Source organism: Streptomyces sp. NBC_00663 (genome assembly GCF_036226885.1).
Taxonomy (GTDB): domain Bacteria; phylum Actinomycetota; class Actinomycetes; order Streptomycetales; family Streptomycetaceae; genus Streptomyces.
In genome coordinates, this window is record NZ_CP109027.1 from 8,262,033 (window position 1) to 8,279,939 (window position 17,907).

Annotated in this window: 20 protein-coding genes and 1 riboswitch; of the genes, 10 read left to right on the top strand and 10 right to left on the bottom strand. The window is 72.0% G+C overall.

The window, feature by feature from the left end; translation table 11 throughout:
- Positions 1-80: 80 nt before the first annotated feature.
- Positions 81-2,393: a helix-turn-helix transcriptional regulator gene (locus OG866_RS37510; RefSeq protein ID WP_329341734.1), complete on the top strand. Its 2,313-nt coding sequence runs from the start codon at positions 81-83 to the stop codon at positions 2,391-2,393.
- 137 nt (positions 2,394-2,530) lie between these two features.
- On the opposite strand, the gene bioD is transcribed toward OG866_RS37510, so the two are convergent.
- From bioD to bioB, 3 genes are read right to left on the bottom strand one after another with little or no spacing between them, the layout of a single operon-like run.
- A complete protein-coding gene (bioD, locus tag OG866_RS37515; RefSeq protein WP_329341736.1) occupies positions 2,531-3,247 on the bottom strand; it encodes a dethiobiotin synthase in 717 nt (238 codons plus the stop codon).
- 1 nt (position 3,248) lies between these two features.
- Positions 3,249-4,523 carry an adenosylmethionine--8-amino-7-oxononanoate transaminase gene (locus tag OG866_RS37520; protein ID WP_329341738.1) on the bottom strand — a complete coding sequence of 425 codons (1,275 nt, stop codon included), beginning with the start codon at positions 4,521-4,523 and terminating at the stop codon, positions 3,249-3,251.
- Positions 4,516-5,727, bottom strand: a complete 1,212-nt coding sequence (bioB, locus tag OG866_RS37525) for a biotin synthase BioB (RefSeq protein ID WP_329341740.1) — start codon at positions 5,725-5,727, stop codon at positions 4,516-4,518. Before bioB ends, OG866_RS37520 begins: the two co-directional genes overlap by 8 nt.
- Positions 5,728-5,874: 147 nt before the next feature.
- Between bioB and OG866_RS37530 the strand changes: the two genes are divergently transcribed.
- On the top strand, positions 5,875-7,002 hold the full coding sequence (locus OG866_RS37530) for an 8-amino-7-oxononanoate synthase (protein WP_329341742.1): 1,128 nt from the start codon (positions 5,875-5,877) through the stop codon (positions 7,000-7,002).
- A gap of 35 nt (positions 7,003-7,037) precedes the next feature.
- On the opposite strand, the gene OG866_RS37535 is transcribed toward OG866_RS37530, so the two are convergent.
- Both OG866_RS37535 and OG866_RS37540 read right to left on the bottom strand, forming a co-directional pair.
- Positions 7,038-7,259, bottom strand: coding sequence for a DUF397 domain-containing protein (locus OG866_RS37535; protein WP_329341743.1), 222 nt, complete (start codon positions 7,257-7,259; stop codon positions 7,038-7,040).
- A gap of 9 nt (positions 7,260-7,268) precedes the next feature.
- Positions 7,269-8,141, bottom strand: coding sequence for a helix-turn-helix domain-containing protein (locus tag OG866_RS37540; protein ID WP_329341744.1), 873 nt, complete (start codon positions 8,139-8,141; stop codon positions 7,269-7,271).
- Between the two features lie 212 nt (positions 8,142-8,353).
- Here OG866_RS37540 and OG866_RS37545 point away from each other — a divergent pair, with 212 nt between their 5' ends.
- Entirely contained in the window at positions 8,354-8,812 is a 459-nt protein-coding gene (locus OG866_RS37545) for an ATP-binding protein (protein WP_329341746.1), read from the top strand.
- Here the strand turns inward: OG866_RS37545 and OG866_RS37550 are convergent.
- On the bottom strand, positions 8,809-9,729 hold the full coding sequence (locus OG866_RS37550; RefSeq protein ID WP_329341747.1) for a LysR family transcriptional regulator: 921 nt from the start codon (positions 9,727-9,729) through the stop codon (positions 8,809-8,811). The genes OG866_RS37545 and OG866_RS37550 overlap by 4 nt on opposite strands.
- Before the next feature lie 101 nt (positions 9,730-9,830).
- On the opposite strand from OG866_RS37550, the gene OG866_RS37555 reads away from it, so the two are divergent.
- On the top strand, positions 9,831-10,454 hold the full coding sequence (locus tag OG866_RS37555) for a LysE family translocator (RefSeq protein ID WP_329341748.1): 624 nt from the start codon (positions 9,831-9,833) through the stop codon (positions 10,452-10,454).
- A 73-nt stretch (positions 10,455-10,527) separates the two neighbouring features.
- Here the strand turns inward: OG866_RS37555 and OG866_RS37560 are convergent, their stop codons facing one another.
- The 3 genes from OG866_RS37560 to OG866_RS37570 form a co-directional block, all read right to left on the bottom strand.
- The gene (locus OG866_RS37560; RefSeq protein ID WP_329341750.1) at positions 10,528-11,001 is read right to left on the bottom strand and encodes a C40 family peptidase; all 474 of its coding nucleotides are present in this window, start codon (positions 10,999-11,001) and stop codon (positions 10,528-10,530) included.
- A 3-nt stretch (positions 11,002-11,004) separates the two neighbouring features.
- Positions 11,005-11,212, bottom strand: a riboswitch (cyclic di-AMP (ydaO/yuaA leader).
- 350 nt (positions 11,213-11,562) lie between these two features.
- A complete protein-coding gene (locus OG866_RS37565; RefSeq protein ID WP_329341752.1) occupies positions 11,563-11,871 on the bottom strand; it encodes a hypothetical protein in 309 nt (102 codons plus the stop codon).
- Between the two features lie 7 nt (positions 11,872-11,878).
- Positions 11,879-12,514 (bottom strand): ATP-dependent Clp protease proteolytic subunit, encoded by a 636-nt coding sequence (locus tag OG866_RS37570; RefSeq protein ID WP_329341754.1) that lies wholly within the window; start codon positions 12,512-12,514, stop codon positions 11,879-11,881.
- Positions 12,515-12,579: 65 nt separating this feature from the next.
- On the opposite strand from OG866_RS37570, the gene OG866_RS37575 reads away from it, so the two are divergent.
- A complete protein-coding gene (locus tag OG866_RS37575; RefSeq protein ID WP_329341755.1) occupies positions 12,580-12,867 on the top strand; it encodes a type II toxin-antitoxin system Phd/YefM family antitoxin in 288 nt (95 codons plus the stop codon).
- An 83-nt stretch (positions 12,868-12,950) separates the two neighbouring features.
- Here OG866_RS37575 and OG866_RS37580 read toward each other — a convergent pair whose 3' ends face one another.
- Positions 12,951-13,964 carry an ABC transporter permease gene (locus OG866_RS37580; RefSeq protein ID WP_329341757.1) on the bottom strand — a complete coding sequence of 338 codons (1,014 nt, stop codon included), beginning with the start codon at positions 13,962-13,964 and terminating at the stop codon, positions 12,951-12,953.
- Positions 13,965-14,078: 114 nt separating this feature from the next.
- Here OG866_RS37580 and OG866_RS37585 point away from each other — a divergent pair, with 114 nt between their 5' ends.
- The 5 genes from OG866_RS37585 to OG866_RS37605 all read left to right on the top strand — a co-directional run bounded on the left by OG866_RS37585 (position 14,079) and on the right by OG866_RS37605 (position 17,866).
- On the top strand, positions 14,079-14,741 hold the full coding sequence (locus OG866_RS37585) for a TetR/AcrR family transcriptional regulator (protein ID WP_329341759.1): 663 nt from the start codon (positions 14,079-14,081) through the stop codon (positions 14,739-14,741).
- Between the two features lie 111 nt (positions 14,742-14,852).
- The gene (locus OG866_RS37590; protein ID WP_010355509.1) at positions 14,853-15,155 is read left to right on the top strand and encodes an urease subunit gamma; all 303 of its coding nucleotides are present in this window, start codon (positions 14,853-14,855) and stop codon (positions 15,153-15,155) included.
- A gap of 11 nt (positions 15,156-15,166) precedes the next feature.
- Positions 15,167-15,478: an urease subunit beta gene (locus tag OG866_RS37595; protein ID WP_329341761.1), complete on the top strand. Its 312-nt coding sequence runs from the start codon at positions 15,167-15,169 to the stop codon at positions 15,476-15,478.
- Positions 15,471-17,192 carry an urease subunit alpha gene (locus OG866_RS37600; RefSeq protein WP_329341762.1) on the top strand — a complete coding sequence of 574 codons (1,722 nt, stop codon included), beginning with the start codon at positions 15,471-15,473 and terminating at the stop codon, positions 17,190-17,192. Before OG866_RS37595 ends, OG866_RS37600 begins: the two co-directional genes overlap by 8 nt.
- Positions 17,192-17,866 carry an urease accessory protein UreF gene (locus tag OG866_RS37605; protein ID WP_329341763.1) on the top strand — a complete coding sequence of 225 codons (675 nt, stop codon included), beginning with the start codon at positions 17,192-17,194 and terminating at the stop codon, positions 17,864-17,866. The genes OG866_RS37600 and OG866_RS37605 overlap by 1 nt, the downstream gene beginning before the upstream one ends.
- Positions 17,867-17,907 lie beyond the last annotated feature (41 nt).

Sequence of the window (17,907 nt, forward strand, 5' to 3'; positions counted from 1 at the left end):
TGGGGCCGGGTCTACGCGCGCCGCATCGGTGAAATCGCCGGTCTTTACGTGTCAATTAACTCGCCAGTAACGTCGATGGCGTGGTGACTCCGGTGAACCCCCCGCCCCTTGCCCCCACTTCGCCACCGCCCCCCACGGACGCGTGGCCGGGCCCGCTCTCCGCTCTGCCCGAGGGCGTCCGCGTACGGCTCCTGCACGCCGTACACGGCGATCCGCGCGCGGCGGCCGAGGCCGTACGGCTGCTCGGCGACCGCCGCTCGGCCGGCCTCGACCCCCTTCCCGCCGAACCCGCCGCACTGGCCCCGTCGCTGCTGCGCGCCCACCGCGCGGAGATCCGCGCCCTGCCCGACGACACCCGCCTGCTGCTGCTCCTGGCCGCGGCCGACCAGTACCCGGTCGCCACCCACGCCTTTCTGCGCGCGGTCGCCGCCGCCCGCCTCGACACCCGCCCCCTGGAAGCCGCCGAGGCCGCCGGGCTCGCCCACGCGAGCGCCGACGGGGTCGTCTTCCGTGACGCCTGGACGAGGATCGCCGCGTACGAGACGGGCTCCCCGGCGAACCGGCGCGACGTCCACCGGCTGCTGGCCCGCGTGCTGCGCACGGAGGGCGAGACTCCGCTGCGTTCCTGGCACCGTGGCGCGGGTGCCCTCGGCCCCAGCTCCCGACTGGCCGGGGAACTCGCCACGGCCGCCGCCAGGGCCCGCGACGAGGGCCGCCTCCCGCTGGCCCGCGCCCTCGCCGAACGCGCTGCCGCCCTGTGCCCCGACCGGGCGGAGCAAACCCTGCTGTTGACACGTGCCGCCGTGTACGCGTGGCAGTCGGGCGCGGGCGACCGGGCCCGCACCCTGACCGCGCGCACGGAGGACGACGCGCTGACCGGTGTGCTCGCGCTGCGCGCGGGCAACGCGGCGGAGGCGTTCGACGCCCTGCTGACGGCTGTGGTGCGGGAACCGGGGGAGGAGGAGGGCGACGCGACGTCCGAGGTCGATGACGCTGCTCCGGTAGCGGCCTCCGCGTTCGACGGCCGGAACGTTTCCGCAACACTGGACACAGTCCGCCCCACCCTCACCACCCTCGACGTCCCCGACCCCGCCCTCCACCTCCTCGCCCGGGCCACCGAAGCCGCCATCTACACCGGTGACCTGCGGCGATGCCGGGAGGCCGACCGGCTGGCCCGCAGGCTCGGGATCGAGCCACCCGGGACGCTCGGCGGGCTCGCGGCGGCCTTCGAGGGACGGTACGAGGACGCGCGTGACCTGCTCGGCGCGACGGCCGGGCGCTGTGGCCCCGGCGGCGATCCGACCCTCCTGATCCATGCCGGCATCGCCGCCCTCATGCTCGGCGACCACACCAGGGCCACGGCGGCGACCGTCCGCGCGGCCGCCTCCGCCCGGGTGCGCGGCGTCACGGTCGCCGCGGCGCAGGCCATGGAGTTCCGTGCCTACGCCGACTTCTGGACCGGGCGCCCGCGCGCCGGGGAGGCCGCCGCGGCCGACGCGCTCTGGCAGGCGTACGCCACCGGCCAGGACAACGGCGCCTGCCATCTCCAGGCGGCCCTGGCCATGTTCGCGGCGCTCACGGGCGACGCCGACGTGTGCCGGGAACGCGCGGCGACGGCCCGCTCCTACGCTCTCGCCCACGGTCTCGGTCTGCCCGCCGCGCTCGCCCAGTGGGCGCTCGCCTATCTCGACCTCAGCAGCGGCCGGTTCGCCGCGGCGGCGGCCCGGCTGCGGGCCCTCGCCGGCTTCGGCCCCGGCCACGGCCACCGAGCGATCCGGCACCTGGCCACCCCGCACTACGTCGAGGCGGCCGTCCGCACCGACGACACCCGGGTCGCCCGGGTCGCGCACGCCGACTACCACCGCTGGGCGAGCGCCGTCCGCAGCCCCGACGACCTGGCGCTGAGCGCCCGTTGCCGGGCCTTGCTGACCCCGGGCGCGGAGGCCGTCGACCACTACCGCACCGCGCTCGACCTGCACGCCCGAGGCACCCGCGACTTCGAACGGGCCCGTACCGAGCTGCTGTTCGGCGGCGCGCTGCGCCGGCTGCGGCACCGCACCGAGGCCCGCGACCGCCTGCACAGCGCGCTGGAGGCGTTCGAACACTTCGGCGCCCCGCACTGCGCCGCCCAGGCCCGGGCGGAACTCCGCGCCCTGGGCACCCCCGCGACTCCCGCTTCGGCGGCCCCGGACGACCTGACCACCAAACTCACCGCCCAGCAGCTCATGGTCGCCCGCATGGCCGCCGACGGCGCCACCAACCGCGAGATCGCCACCAGGCTGGCCCTCAGCCCCCGCACGATCGACCACCATCTGCGGGGCGTCTTCACCCGGTTGGGGATCCGCTCGCGGATCGAGCTGGTGCGGCTGCTGGCCGAGGGGGAGGGGATGTGACGATGCGCGGCTGTACTACGGCCGGCTGTGGGGCGGTTGGGGGCCGGCCGCCCCACTGGACACCCGCCGACGCGGACCGCGTCTGACCCGGAGCCTGTGCCATGCCCCTGCGGCTGGGCGGGACTTGGCACAGCCTCTCAGGCGGCCTCGCGCGCCCGGAACGCCTCCGCGTCCCACACCCCGTCCAGCCGCGGTGCCAGCCAACTCGGCGCCCCTGCACGGAAGTCGGCCGGTGCCCAGGCGCCCGCGCCCATCGGCACCGCTCCCAGCAGCGGCGCCCCGGCGACCTCCGGCAGGTCGGCCACGTTGCACCGCATCGCCAGATCGGGGGAGTCGGGCCAGCCGCCGATGACGACGCCCGCCAACTCCAGACCCCTGAAGCGCAGTTCACGGGCCGTCAGCTCCGTGGTGTTCAGCGTGCCAAGCCCGGCCGTGGCCACGACCAGCACCGGCGCGCCGAGGAGCCGCGCCGCATCGGCCAGCGTCCCGCCCGCCTCGTCGAACCGTACGAGCAGCCCGCCCGCGCCCTCGACCAGCACCAGGTCGTGCTCGGTGGCCAGCTTCGCCGCCGTCTCGGCGATCTCCCCCGGACGCACCGGCGCCCGGCCCGCCCGGCGCGCGGCCGTCGCCGGGGCCAACGGCTCGGGATAGCGGGCGAGTTCGGCCGTCGTGACCGGGCCCGCGAGACGCGCGACCTCCTGGGCGTCGCCCGGCTCGTCCGGCCGTACGCCCGTCTGGGCCGCCTTGAGCACGGCCGCCGAACGGCCCGCGGCGACCGCGGCGGCGGCGACCGCCGCGGTCGTGATCGTCTTGCCGACTTCGGTGCCCGTGCCCGTGATCACCAGAACAGGCATCTCAACCCTCTTCCGCCGCCGCGCACACGGCCCGCGCGATCCGTGCCACGTCCGCGTCGCCCGTGACGTACGGCGGCATCGTGTAGACGAGGTCGCGGAACGGCCGCAGCCACACGCCCTCGCGCACGGCCGCCTCCGTGGCCGCCTTCATGCCCACCTCGTGGTCGAGCTGGACCACGCCGATCGCCCCGAGGACGCGGACGTCCCGGACGCCCGGCAGCTCCCGCGCCGGCGCCAGACCCTCCGTCAGGCCCGCTTCGAGCCGCTTGACCTCGGCCTGCCAGTCCTGGCCCAGCAGCAGCTCGATCGAGGCACAGGCCACGGCCGCCGCGAGCGGGTTGCCCATGAACGTCGGACCGTGCGCCAGCACCGGGACCTCGCCCCGCGAGATCCCGTCGGCCACGCGTGCCGTGCACAAGGTGGCCGCCATCGTCATATAGCCGCCGGTCAGCGCCTTGCCCACACACATCACGTCCGGCGTCACCGCCGCGTGCTCCGCCGCGAACAGGGCGCCGGTACGACCGAAGCCGGTCGCGATCTCGTCGAACACCAGCAGCACGTCGTGCGCGTCGCACGCCTCGCGCAGCACCCGCAGATACGCGGGGGAGTGGAACCGCATCCCACCCGCGCCCTGCACCACCGGCTCCACGATCACCGCGGCCAGTTCATCGGCGTGCCGCTCGATCAGCGCGCGCAGCTGGTCGGCGTACGACTCCTCGTACTCCGTAGGCGGCGCGTCCGCGAAGATCTGGCGCGGCAGGACGCCGGTCCACAGGTCGTGCATGCCGCCCTCGGGGTCGCACACCGACATCGGCTGCCAGGTGTCCCCGTGGTAGCCGCCCCGCCAGGTCAGCAGCCGCTGCTTGCTCCCGCGGCCCAGCGAGCGCCAGTACTGGAGGCACATCTTCGCGGCGACCTCGACCGACACCGAACCGGAGTCGGCCAGGAAGACATGCTCAAGGCCGTCGGGCGACATGTCGACAAGGTGCTTCGCGAGGCGTACGGCGGGTTCGTGCGTGAGCCCGCCGAACATCACATGGCTCATCCGGCCGAGCTGCGTGGCGGCTGCCTCGTTGAGCACCGGGTGGTTGTAGCCGTGGATGGCCGACCACCAGGAGGACATGCCGTCGACCAGTTCCCCGGCGGACGTGCGCAGGCGTACCCCGCTCGCCGACTCCACGACGAGCGGTTCCACGCGGCCGGGCATCGGCCCGTACGGGTGCCACACATGCCGCCGGTCGAGCTCCAGCAGCTCCGACTCGGACAGCTCAGGCATTGGGCGCGAGATCCGTTCCGGCCCCACGACGGCGTACGGCGACCAGATCGGTGCGCGGCTCGTTGACCTCGGGAGCGGCGGCCTCGTGGGAACCGCACACGGAACCGCAGCCGGTCCCGCACCCGGCGCCCTCGTGCGAGCCGCAGCCCGCCGCCTCGTGCGAACCGCACCCGCCCGCGGCAGCCGCGGCGGCCACGTCCGCCCGGTGCTGCGGCAGGGTGACCTCGCCCGCGCCCTCCACCTCGAAGCCGGCGTCCGCGATCATCTCCAGGTCGGCCCTGCCCGCCTGGCCCTCGGAGGTCAGGTAGTCGCCGAGGAAGATCGAGTTGGCGAGGTTCAGGGCGAGCGGCTGCATCGTGCGCAGATGGACCTCACGGCCGCCCGCGATCCGGACCTCGACGTCCGGGCAGACGAACCGGACCATCGCCAGGATGCGCAGACAGCGCTGCGGGGTGAGGTTCCACTCCTTGGCCAGCGGGGTGCCCTCGAAGGGGATCAGGAAGTTGACCGGAACCGAGTCCGGGTCCAGCTCACGCAGCGAGAAGACCACGTCGATCAGGTCCTCGTCCGACTCGCCCATGCCCGCGATCAGGCCCGAGCAGGGCGACAGACCCGCCGCGTGCGCCTTCTGCACGGTGTCGACGCGGTCGGCGTAGGTGTGCGTCGTCGTGATGTCGCCGTACGTCGCCTCGGAGGTGTTGAGGTTGTGGTTGTAGGCGTCCGCGCCCGCCTCGCGCAGCCGCTCGGCCTGGCCGTCGGAGAGCAGCCCGAGACAGGCGCAGACCTCGACGTTCTCGTTCTGGTCCTTGATCGCCTTGATGGTGCCCGCGACCCGGTCCACGTCCCGGTCCGTCGGACCGCGCCCGGACGCCACCAGGCAGACCCGCTTCGCGCCACCCGCGAGCCCCGCGGCGGCGGCCTTGGAGGCCTCGTCGGGCTTGAGCCAGGTGTACTTCAGGATCCCGGCCTCGGAGCCGAGCCGCTGCGAGCAGTAGGAGCAGTCCTCGGGGCACAAGCCGGACTTGAGGTTGACGAGGTAGTTCAGTTTCACCCGTCGGCCGAACCAGTGCCGGCGCACCTTTCCGGCCGCGGCCACCACGTCGAGCAGGTCGTCGTCGGAAGTGGCGAGGACGGCGAGCGCCTCCTCGCGGGTCGGCAGCTCGCGCCGAAGCCCCTTGTCCACCAGCGTGTTCAGCAGGTCCATGAAAGCTGATCCTGTCCTAAGGAGCCGTCTCCGGCCAAGGAGAGTTCGTACAACAGCGGCCATTCACTGTGTGGGTATTGCCACACAGTGGGGGGCTGCTTGTCCCACTAGTGTCTGTTCGCTGCCTACAAAACCCCCGGAGGACCCATGGCGTTCGGCTGGATCGACGAGCAGGCGCGGCTGCGCCGCCACGCCGGACTCGTACGGACCCTGCGCCCGCGCCCCGCCGACTCCCCGCTGCTGGACCTCGCGAGCAACGACTACCTGGGTCTCGCCCACCATCCCGACGTGGTGGAAGGCGCCGCGCGGGCCGCGCGGACCTGGGGCGGAGGGGCCACCGGCTCCCGGCTCGTCACCGGCACGACCGAGCTGCACACCGAGCTGGAACGCGAGCTGGCCGAATTCAGCGGTTCTGAAGCGGCTCTCGTCTTCTCCTCCGGTTACGCGGCCAATCTCGCCGCGGTCACCGCACTCGCCCCGCACGGCTCGCTGATCGTCTCCGATGCCGGGAACCACGCCTCGCTGATCGACGGCTGCCGGCTGGCCCGCGGCACCACGCAGGTCGTCGGGCACGCCGACCCGGACGCCGTGCGCAAGGCGCTCCAGACGCATGACGGACCGGCCGTCGTCGTCTCCGACACGGTGTTCTCCGTCGACGGCGACGCCGCCCCGCTGGCCGCGCTCGCCGGAGCATGCCGGGAAAGCGGCGCGGGTCTGGTGGTCGACGACGCCCATGGCCTGGGCGTGCTCGGCGACGGCGGCCGGGGCGCCCCGCACGCGGCGGGGCTCGCCGGCGCCGACGACGTCGTCGTGACGGTCACGCTGTCCAAGTCGCTGGGCAGCCAGGGCGGCGCCGTCCTCGGCCCGGCCCGGGTGATCGACCACCTGGTCAACGCGGCACGCACGTTCATCTTCGACACGGGTCTTGCCCCCGCGGCAGCCGGAGCCGCCCTGTCGGCGCTGCGCCTGCTGCGCCGCGAGCCGGAGCGGGCGGCCCGGGCGCGTGAGGTGGCCGCCGAACTGCACGCACGGCTGACCGCCGCGGGGCACGAGGCGGTACGTCCGGACGCCGCGGTGGTCTCCGTGCGCGCGCCGTCCCCGGAGAAGGCCGTGCGGTGGGCGGCCGACTGCCGTACGGCAGGCCTGTCCGTGGGCTGTTTCCGTCCTCCTTCCGTGCCCGACGGCATCTCACGGCTGCGGTTGACCGCCCGCGCGGACCTCTCCGAGGCGCAGATCGAACGCGCTGTACGAGTGATCGGTGAGACACGACCATGAGTCGGCGTGACACGGCCGTGTTGGGACAGAACTGATCAGAACGCGGCCGTGAAACCCGCCCAGCTCTCGGGGGAGAAGAGCAGCGCGGGTCCGGACGGGTCCTTGGAGTCGCGTACGGCGACGAGTCCGGCCTGCGGGCCGGGCCCGGGCCGAGCGGTCTCCACACAGTTGTTGGCTCCCGTGCTGTAGCTGCTCCGCAGCCAGTGCACGTCGTGCAGATCGGTACTGGTAGGTACGTTCCGAGGCAGTGCAGACATGGTGCCTCCTTACGCGCCGTCACCTATCCCGGCGATGTAATCCAACGAGTCCTCGGGCGAAAGGGCGTGGATCTGAAGGGTGTTGAAGGCCTCGGTATAGGCCCGGAGGTCTTCTTTCCGCTCCAGGTAGAGGCTACTCGTCAAGTGGTCGAGAACAACCACGTCCAGATCAGAAGTGCGCGAAAAAGAGAAGATAACGAAAGGGCCGGTGATACCGATGTGCTCTCCCGCGGCGAACGGCAGCACCTGAAGCCTGACTTGGGGAAGCCGGGCCGCCTCGATGAGCCGCCGCAACTGCCGGGCCATCACCTCGGGGCCGCCGATCTCCCGGCGCAGCACCCCCTCGTCCAGCACCGCGGCCAGTTCCAGCGGGGGGTCGGCCCGTAACACGTCCTGCCGGGCCAGCCGCACCTCCACCAGTGCGTCGAGCCGTTCGTCGGTCTCGCCGTCGAGTCCGCCGACCGCGGCCCGGGTGACCGCACGGGCGTACTCGGGCGTTTGCAGCAGCCCCGGCACGACGGAGATCTCGAGCGTACGCATCGCGCTCGCCTGCGACTCCAGGCTGATGAAGTCCCGGTACGTCGGCGGCAGCACCCCGCGATAGGCGTGCCACCAGTGGTGGCGTCCGGTCCCGCCCTCGTCGGAGCCCGCCAACACCAGCAGCAACTCGCGCAGTTGGCTGTCGTGCACCTCGTAGGCGTCCAGGAGTAACCGCACATCGGCCGGTTTCACGCCGCTCGCGCCGGTCTCGATCCGGCTCACCTTGGACTGGTGCCAGCCCACCAGCCGGGCCGCCTCACCACTGGTGAGCCCCGCACCGGTGCGCAACGCACGCAGTTCGGCGCCCAGTTTCCGGCGGCGTACCGCGGGACCGTGCTGCATGGGCTACTCCTTACTCCTTCCGGGCCGCCCAAATACGGTCTTCCGTCGGAGAGTTCACCGCTTCGAGCGACAGATATATGCATATCTTGGTGGATCGGCACCGTGACCGGCCTGGTAATGGCAGTCTGGCGAAGAAGCACCAGTCCGGGACCGTACTCGAACCATCCGCTCCGTGTCGGACTGCGGTCCCGTGGGAAAGGGACGACCTCGCCATGGCAGACCATCTGGAAGCATCCGTCACTCTGCCGAGCGATCCCGCCTCGGTCTCCGCGGCCCGCGCCTACGTCCTGAGCACCCTGGCGGAATGGGGGCTGCCGGCGGACACGGAAGCGGCGGAGACGATCCGGCTGATCGTCTCCGAACTAGCCACCAACGCCGTACAGCACACTTTCGGGCAGTCACCCACCTTCACGGTGGACCTCCACCTCGACCGTGACGAACACCTGCGCATCGGGGTCACCGACAGCCACCCCCGCTTCCCGAAGCGGCTGCCGGCCGCCGTCCAGCAGGACAACGGCCGCGGCATGGTGATCATCCGCTGGCTCACCGCGGAATACGGCGGCAAGCTCAGAGTCAGGCCGACCCGCGAGGGCGGCAAGACCGTCTCCATCGAACTCCCGTGGACGGTACCGGCGGAGCCGGTGTCGGCGGCGGGACAGCAAGAACCCTAGACACCCCCCTGCTTGGCGCGGCCGAAGGCGCCGCGGAGCAGTGCCCGGAACGCGTCCGCCGCAGGGGCCGGCCCGCCGGCCCGGTGGGCGACCGAGATCGTACGGCGCAGTTCTCCCGTCCCCAGCGGCCGCATCCCCACCGGAGTGACCGCCGTCCGCGCCACCATCTCCGGGACCACCGCGACCCCGAGCCCCGCACTGACCAGCGCGCACACCAGGGCGTACACCGGAGTCGCCACCAGGACGGACGGCGTGGCCCCGGCCCGGGCGAGGAGCGCCTCCACGCCGCGCCGGGCGGGATGGTCCGGCGCCATGCTGATCAGCGGCTGCCCGGCGAGTGCGCTGAGAGGCAGCCGCGAGGTGTCGCTCGTGAGGACGTGCCCCGGAGCGGTCACCAGCACCAGCTCCTCCACCAGGACCGGTTCCGTGCTGACGGACGCGGGGAGCTGCACCGGGTCCGCGGGTTCGTAGGAGTGCGTCAGCGCCAGGTCCACGTCACCGGCGGCCACCGCCTCCACCCCGGCCGGCGGTTCGAGGTGGGCGACCGTCAGCTCCACGTCCGGATGCGCCCGGCGGAACGCGCTCAGCACGGACGGCAGCAGATGGATCCCCGCGGTCTGGAAGGTGCCGAGCCGCAGTGTGCCGCCGGACAGCCCGGTCAGCCGGGCCAGTTCGTGCCGGGCCTGCTCCAGTTCGTCCAGCACCCGGCGCGCCCGCGCCGCGAGCAGTTCACCGGCGCCGGTGAGCCGCGCGCCGCGGTGATGCCGTACGAGAAGCGCCGTGCCCGCCTCCCGCTCCAGCTTGGCCAGCTGCTGCGAGAGCGCGGGGGTGGTGTACCCGAGGCGCTCGGCGGCCCGGGTGATCGAGCCGGCCTCGGCGACCGCGACCAGGGCGGCGAGGCGGTTCGGGTCGTGCATGCCGGTCTCCGGATCCTGGGCCGAGCCTAAAGGGATGCTTAAGGCAGACCAAGAATATTCGACATACCTGCTGAAGGCTCCCGCACGGCACGCTGAACGGCATGGACGGACAACTCATCGCCTTCACCGGGGTCGCCGCCGGCATGGTCGCCATGCCGGGCGCCGACTTCACCGTCGTCGTACGCAATGCCCTGGTCTCCCGCCGGGCCGGTGTCGCGAGTGCCCTCGGCGTCGCGGGCGGGCTGCTGCTGCACACGGCGCTCGCGGTGGCCGGGGTCGCCGCGGTCCTGGCGGCCGTCCCGGCGCTGTTCAGCGCCCTCCAACTCCTGGGCGGTGCCTATGTGCTGTACCTGGGTGTACGGACGCTGCGCTCACTGAGCCGTCCGTACAGCGCGGTCGAGGAGTCCGGGGGCGGCGCCGTACGGCCGGTACGGCAGGGGTTCGTCACCAACGCCCTGAATCCGAAGGCGCCCATCACCTTCCTGAGTCTGTTGCCGCAGTTCGTGCCGGCGGGCGAGCCCGCGTTGCCCCGGACGCTGCTGCTGGCGCTGATCGTGGTCGTGCTCGCCCTGGTGTGGTTCCCGGCGGTGGCGCTGCTGGTGGACCGGCTGGGCCGATGGCTGCGGCGCCCGCGGGCCGCGCGGCTCGTCGCGGGGGTCACCGGGGCCGCGCTGACCGTTCTGGGCGCGGTCCTGCTGCTGGAAGGGCTGTCGGCTCTCGGCTGAGAGGACCCGCGGGGGTGACGGCTGGTCAGGTCGCCGCCACCCCCGCGGGAGAGTCACCGGCCCGCTCGGGGGGCTATTTGACCCGGCCGTACCAGACGCTGCTCGACCAGATCTTCTCGAGCTTCACGACCTCCCCGCTCTTCGGGGAGTGCCAGATCTTTCCCTTCCCGGCGTAGATGCCGACGTGGTACACGTTCGACCCCGAGTGGAAGAACACGAGGTCCCCGGCTTTGCGACTGCCGGAGGAGATGTGGCGGGTCTTGTTGTACTGCTGGGCCGCTGTGCGGGGCAGGCTTTTGCCCGCCTTCTTGTACGAGTACAGCGTGAGCCCTGAGCAGTCGAACCTGTGCGGTCCCGTGGCGCCCCACTTGTAGGGGGAGCCCTTCTTGGAAGCCGCCACCTGAAGTGCCTTGGTCGCCGGTGTCGCGGCCTCCGCGTCGGACGCGACGCCCGGGACCACGATGGAGCCGCCCACTGCGGCGATGGTGAGGGCCGAGGCCGTACCGGCTCGGGCCATCAGCGACGGGACACGATTGAGCGCAGACATGCGCAACCCTTCGTCAGCCGCCTGTGAAGGATGACCTGTCGGATTCGGGCTGGCGAAGTTGCCCGGCCGCGTTGTCGCGGCTTCACCCCAAGGGCTGCTCGGACCGGCATCTCCGAAGAGAGCGACCGTCCCGGCGACCCGTCTTGCCTGGGTCCTCCACTCCTGCCGATCCACTCCTGTCGACCGGTCATCCGGGCGGCGGCAGGACTCGGCGTCCGCCCGGACCGCCCCGCCGCTGCGGCGGGGGCTTGTCGTCAGTCAGGGATCTTCACGTACTCAATGCCGAAAAACCCAATGGAATCGGGGATTTGTGTTGTTACTCACCACTCACCCGTTCGGGTGGACACTCCTCTGTTCGAGCGACCGTCGAGGGGTCCGAGGAGCCTCGGACCAGCGACGGAACAACCCATTCCGGCCCCGGGCTACGCGCGTTGCGCAAGCCTGACGGGCCCGCAGAACCACTGATGGCTACGCCATATGGGGGTACGTCTTTTGGTCCGTTTGAAGGCCGGTCCGGACGGCTCGTGTCGCGACGGGCGGTCCGGAACGGGTGCCGGTGCGTCAACTGTCGGAGTGCGGCGGCACCGTGACCCGCGCCGTGCGCCGCTCACCGTCCAGGACGCGCAGCGCCCGTGTCAGCGTTTCCGCGTGCAACTCGGCCTCCCCCCGCTGATGCATCGTCGCCAGCGCGTCGCGCAGCTCGGCCGCCTTGGCGACCAGCGCCTGGGCGGCCCGCAGCCCGCGGTAGGTGTCACCGGGGTGCGCGGGGTTGATCCGGCCGAGCAGGTCGACCACGTCGAGGTAACGGTCGATCAACTCGCCCTCGGCGCGGGTCAGCGCGGGCAGCGGAGGCAGTTCGGGCGGCAGCATCGCCCGCTCACCGGGCGTCGGACGCGGGGCGCGGCGCCTTGCGGCTGGGGATGATCCGGTCCACCAGGCCGTATTCCAGGGCCTCTTGGGCGGTGAGGATCTTGTTCCGCTCGATGTCCTCCGTGACTTGCTCACGGGTCCGCCCGGTGTGCCGTACGAGCATCTCCTCCAGGCGGTCGCGGATCCGCCCCAACTCCGTTGCCTGGATGGCCAGATCGCTGGCCTGGCCCTCCACCGGCTCGGACAGAGAGGGCTGGTGGATCACCATCCGCGCGCCCGGCAGCGTGGACCGCTTGCCCGCGGCGCCCGCCGCCAGCAGCACGGCCGCGGACGAGCCTGCCTGCCCCAGGCAGATCGTCTCCACGTCACAGGAGACGTACCGCATGGTGTCGTAGATCGCCGACATGGCGCCGAAGTCGCCGCCGGGGGAGTTGATGTACAGCGAGATGTCCCGGTCGGGGTCCTGGTACTCGAGGTGCATGAACTGCGCCATCACGTCGTTGGCCGAGGTGGCGTCGACCTGGGTGCCGAGGAAGACGATCCGCTCCTCCAGCAGCTTCGAGTACGGGTCCATCGTCTTGCTGCCGAAGCTGGTGCGCTCGGTGAACTCGGGCAGGACGTGGCGGGCGGTCGGTCGGGTCATGGTGGGTCCCCTCCTTCTGCGTCTGTAAAAAATGTACAGGACGTACGTGACGTTATGATGGAGGTATGGCCTACGAGATTCCGGTGACGCAAGCCAGGGCTGAGCTCGCCGACCTGATCAACCGAGTGGTGTACGGCGGTGAGCGCGTCGTCGTCACGCGGCACGGCAAGCCGCTGGTCGCCCTGGTCTCCGCCGCCGACCTCGAACGGCTGGAGGCGCTCCAGGACCTCCCGGAGCCCGCCGAGGAGCAGGTGATCAGCGCGGTGTCGACGGTGCGCGAGATCGCCTCGACGCCGCGTGAGCCGCAGCGGTTCGGCATCGCGGCCCACCACCCGGGCACCGGCGCTTCGTAGGCACGAGCAAGACCGCACGAAAAAGACCGCACACCCCCGTCCGCTACAGCGGAGGTGCGCGGTCCGTTCCAGGGTGCCCCGGGTCAGCCGGTCGGAACCAACTCCCGTTCCACCGTGGGCGCGGCACTCTTCCTTCGTGTCCTGAGCGCGTTGCCCAGCAGTACGGCGCCCAGGCCCAGCGCGGCCCACCAGGCCAGCGTCAGGGCGGGTCCGGCCGCCGCCGCGCCGTCGAAGTACGCCACCGACCGCAGCAGGGTCGCGCTCGCGCCCGGCGGCAGCCACTGGCCGATCACGCCGGCCGGCGCGGGGAGCATCTGCGGCGCCGAGGCCGCCCCGGAGAACGGGTTGCCGAAGAGCATGATCACCCCGGAGGCGATCCCGATCCCGGCGGTGCCCAGGAGGGCGGCGAGGCCGGCGACGGCACCGCTCACGGCCAGCGTCGCGAGCCCGAACACCCCGGCCTCCGCGCACCAGTCGCCGGTCACGACACCGAGCCAGCTGTGCGCGATCCCGGCCGCGGCCGTGCCCACCAGGGCGGAGGCGCCGACCAGGCCGACCACGGCACGCGACCCGCGCAGCCCGCTCAATGTCACCACCGCGCCCGCGGCGATCCCGGCCAGGGCCAGCGGCAGCACGCTCGCGTTCAGCGCCGCGCCCCGCGGGTCCTTCGCGGGCGCCGCCACGACGTCGACCGTCCTGACCTGGGCGCCCTCGGCCGCCGCCGGTGCCGCCACGGCCTGCTGGAGCAGCTGCGCCACCACCGGGCCCGCGGCCGACGCGGTCAGCAGTTCGGGTCCCTTGGCGGTGACGACGACCGCCCCGTATACGGTCCGGTCCTCGATCGCGTCCCGGGCGGCGGCCTCGTCCGGGTAGTGGTGGATCTCGAACGCGCCCTTGTGCGCGGTCAGTTGTTCCTCCACCCGGGCGGTGGCGGAGGCGGGCCCGGCCACGCCGAGCGGCAGGTCGCGGGGCGCGGTGCGGGCGGCGGGCCAGGCGAAGGCCCACAGGGCGAGCGCCGCGATGAGCGGGACGAGGACGAGGACCGCGATCAGTCGGCGGGGGCCGCCGGCGGGCGCCGTAGCGGAGGCGGTGGTCATGAGGTCCCTCCAGGGGCGGACTTCAAAGAGAATGATCGTTCGTTTTATGACTCACCCACGGTCTCGCCGCCGCTTGGTCTTGTCAAGAAGGAACGTTCGTTTTAGATTGCGACCATGGCCCGTGTCTCCCAGGAACACCTGGACGCCCGCCGTCGGCAGATCCTCGACGGCGCCGCGGTCTGCTTCGCCCGCAACGGCTTCCACGCCACGTCGATGCAGGACGTGCTGAAGGAGGTCGATCTGTCGGCCGGTGCCGTGTACCGCTACTTCAGCGGCAAGGACGCGCTCATCGCCGCGATCGTCGAGGAGGTGCTCGGCCAGGTCCGCGACGGTTTCGAGGAGGCGGCCCGCAGCAGCCCGCCCCCGCCGCCGGACCTCCTGGTGGCGTCCGTGCTCGGCCGGGTCCTCGCCACCAAGGAGTCGGTGACCGTCGACGGGCGGCCCGCGTTCCCGCGACTGGTCGTCCAGGTGTGGACGGAGACCCTGCGCAACGACGAGCTCGCGGTGATACTGCGGGACGGCTACGGCGCCGTGCGCACGACCTGGGGGCGGATCGTCGAGGCCTACCAGGACGCCGGGATGATGCGCACGGACGTGCCCCCGGACGACGTGGCCCGCACGATGATGGCCGCGGCGATGGGCTTCCTCGCTCAGCTGGCGCTCTTCGGGCCGGCCCCGAGCGAGATCCTCCGGGACGGCCTGCGGGCGTTGATGAGCGTGCGGGACCTCCCGGGCGGCGACCGCCGTGACACGTCCGACGGATCACAGCTCGGTTAACTTGCTTGAAACCCGGTCCAACTAGCCTTCCCGCACGCCACCAGGGACTTTGCCCGGCGGCTGAGGCAACCGGACCCCGCACGGTCCGGAGCGAGGACTGTGAGGTGGGACGTGCAACTGACCCCGCACGAGCAAGAGAGGCTGCTGATCCATGTGGCGGCCGACGTCGCCGAGAAGCGCCGGGCCCGCGGGCTCAAGCTGAACCACCCCGAGGCGGTCGCCCTCATCACGTCGCACATCCTGGAAGGCGCGCGTGACGGCCGTACGGTCGCCGAACTCATGGCCTCCGGGCGCAAACTGCTCACCCGCGACGACGTCATGGAAGGCATCCCCGAGATGATCCACGACGTCCAGGTCGAGGCCACCTTCCCGGACGGCACCAAGCTGGTCACCGTCCACGACCCGATCGTCTGACGGGGGCTGCCGTGATTCCCGGAGAGATCCTCTTCGCCGAAGACCCGATCGTCTACAACGAGGGCCGTGAGGTCACCCGCCTGACCGTCCTCAACGCCGCCGACCGGCCCGTCCAGGTCGGCTCCCACTACCACTTCGCCGAGGCCAACCCCGGCCTGGACTTCGACCGCGCGGCAGCGCGCGGCAGGCGGCTGAACGTCGCCGCCGGCACCGCCGTGCGCTTCGAGCCCGGCATTCCCGTCGACGTCGAACTCGTCCCGCTGGCCGGCGCCCGGATCGTGCCCGGACTGCGCGGGGAGACCGGAGGTGCCCTCGATGCCTGAGATCTCGCGTGCCGCGTACGCCGACCTGTTCGGCCCCACGACCGGAGACCGTATCCGGCTCGCCGACACCGACCTGATCGTCGAGATCGAGGAGGACCGTTCCGGCGGTCCCGGACTCGCCGGTGACGAGGCCGTGTTCGGCGGCGGCAAGGTGATCCGCGAGTCCATGGGCCAGGCGCGCGCTACGCGCGCAGACGGCACCCCGGACACCGTCATCACCGGCGCCGTGATCATCGACCACTGGGGGATCGTCAAGGCCGACGTCGGGATCCGCGACGGCCGGATCACCGCCATCGGCAAGGCCGGCAACCCCGACACCATGGATGGCGTCCACCCGGATCTGGTCCTCGGTCCCGAGACCGAGGTCATCGCGGGCAACGGACGCATCCTGACGGCCGGCGCGGTCGACGCGCACGTCCACTTCATCTGCCCGCAGATCGCCGACGAGGCGCTGGCCGCCGGGGTGACGACCGTGGTGGGTGGTGGTACCGGTCCGGCCGAGGGCTCCAAGGCCACGACGGTGACGCCCGGTCCGTGGCACCTCGCCCGGATGCTGGAGGCGATGGAGCAGTACCCGCTCAACATCGGCTTCCTCGGCAAGGGCAACACCGTCTCGCACGAGGCGATGCTGTCCCAGATCCGGGGCGGGGCACTGGGGCTGAAGCTCCACGAGGACTGGGGCTCGACGCCCGCGGTCATCGACGCCTCGCTGACGGTGGCGGAGCAGACCGGCATCCAGGTCGCCATCCACACCGACACGCTGAACGAGGCCGGGTTCGTCGGTGACACCCTTGCCGCGATCGCCGGACGCGGCATCCACGCCTACCACACCGAGGGCGCGGGCGGCGGGCACGCACCCGACATCATGACCGTGGTCTCCGAGCCGCACGTGCTGCCCAGCTCGACCAATCCGACCCGGCCCTTCACCGTCAACACCGCCGAGGAACACCTCGACATGCTGATGGTCTGCCACCACCTCAACCCGGCGGTGCCGGAGGACCTCGCCTTCGCCGAGTCCCGGATCCGGCCGACGACGATCGGCGCGGAGGACATCCTCCACGACCTCGGCGCGATCTCGATCATCTCGTCCGACGCCCAGGCCATGGGACGGGTCGGCGAGGTCATCATGCGGACCTGGCAGACCGCGCATGTGATGAAGCGGAAGCGGGGCGCGCTGCCCGGGGACGGCCGGGCCGACAACCACCGCGTGCGGCGGTACGTCGCCAAGTACACGATCAACCCGGCGATCGCGCAGGGTCTGGCCCGCGAGATCGGCTCGGTGGAGACCGGAAAGCTCGCCGACCTCGTGCTGTGGGAGCCCGCGTTCTTCGGCGTCAAGCCGCATCTCGTCGTCAAGGGCGGTCAGATCGCCTACGCGCAGATGGGCGACGCCAACGCGTCGATCCCGACCCCGCAGCCCATCCTGCCGCGTCCGATGTACGGCGCCATCGGGCGGGCGCCCGCGAGCAACTCGTTCAACTTCGTGGCGCCGCTGGCGATCGAGGACGGGCTGCCGGAGCGGCTCCAGTTGGGCAAGCGCTTCGTCGCCATCGAGTCGACGCGCGGGGTGACCAAGGCGGACATGCGGGAGAACGACGCGCGTCCCCGGGTGCAGGTCGATCCCGACAGCTTCGCCGTGCACATCGACGGGGAGCTGGTCGAGGCGACTCCGGCGGCCGAACTGCCGCTGGCTCAGCGTTACTTCCTGTTCTGATGTCCAGGGCCGCACTTCTGGTCCTGGCCGACGGCCGCTTTCCCGCCGGGGGGCATGCGCACTCCGGCGGGGCGGAGGCGGCCGTCAAGTCCGGGCGGATCACCGGGGCTTCGAGCCTGGAGGAGTTCTGCCGGGGGCGGTTGCACACAGCGGGGCTGGTGTCGGCGTCGCTGGCCGCGGCTGCCGTACTCGGCGTGAATCCGGTGGAGTTGGACGCGGCTGCGGACGCGCGCACACCGTCACCCGCGTTGCGGATCGCCGCGCGAAAGCTGGGGCGCCAGCTGATGCGGGCGGCTCGGGCGACCTGGCCGTCGGTTGAACTCGACGCACTGGCACGGGAGTTCCCCAAGGGGGCGCATCAGCCGGTGGTGTTGGGGGTCACGGCGCGGGCGGCGGGCCTCGATGCCGTGGATGCCGCCTATTGCGCGGCGTACGAGAGCGTGAGCGGCCCGGCGAGTGCGACGGTTCGGTTGCTGAGCCTCGATCCCTTTGACGCGACCGCGGTACTGGCCCGGTTGGCACCGGAGCTGGATCGCGTAGCGGATCAGGCGGTGGAGGCCGGGCGCAGGGTGCTGGCTGAGGGCGTGGATGCCTTGCCCGCGGCTTCCGCTCCCTTGCTGGAGATCTCCGCAGAGCTGCACGCGGCGTGGCCAGTGAGGCTGTTCGCTTCCTAGGAAGGCCCAGATCACCCACTTGAGGGGCGCGGGGAACTGCG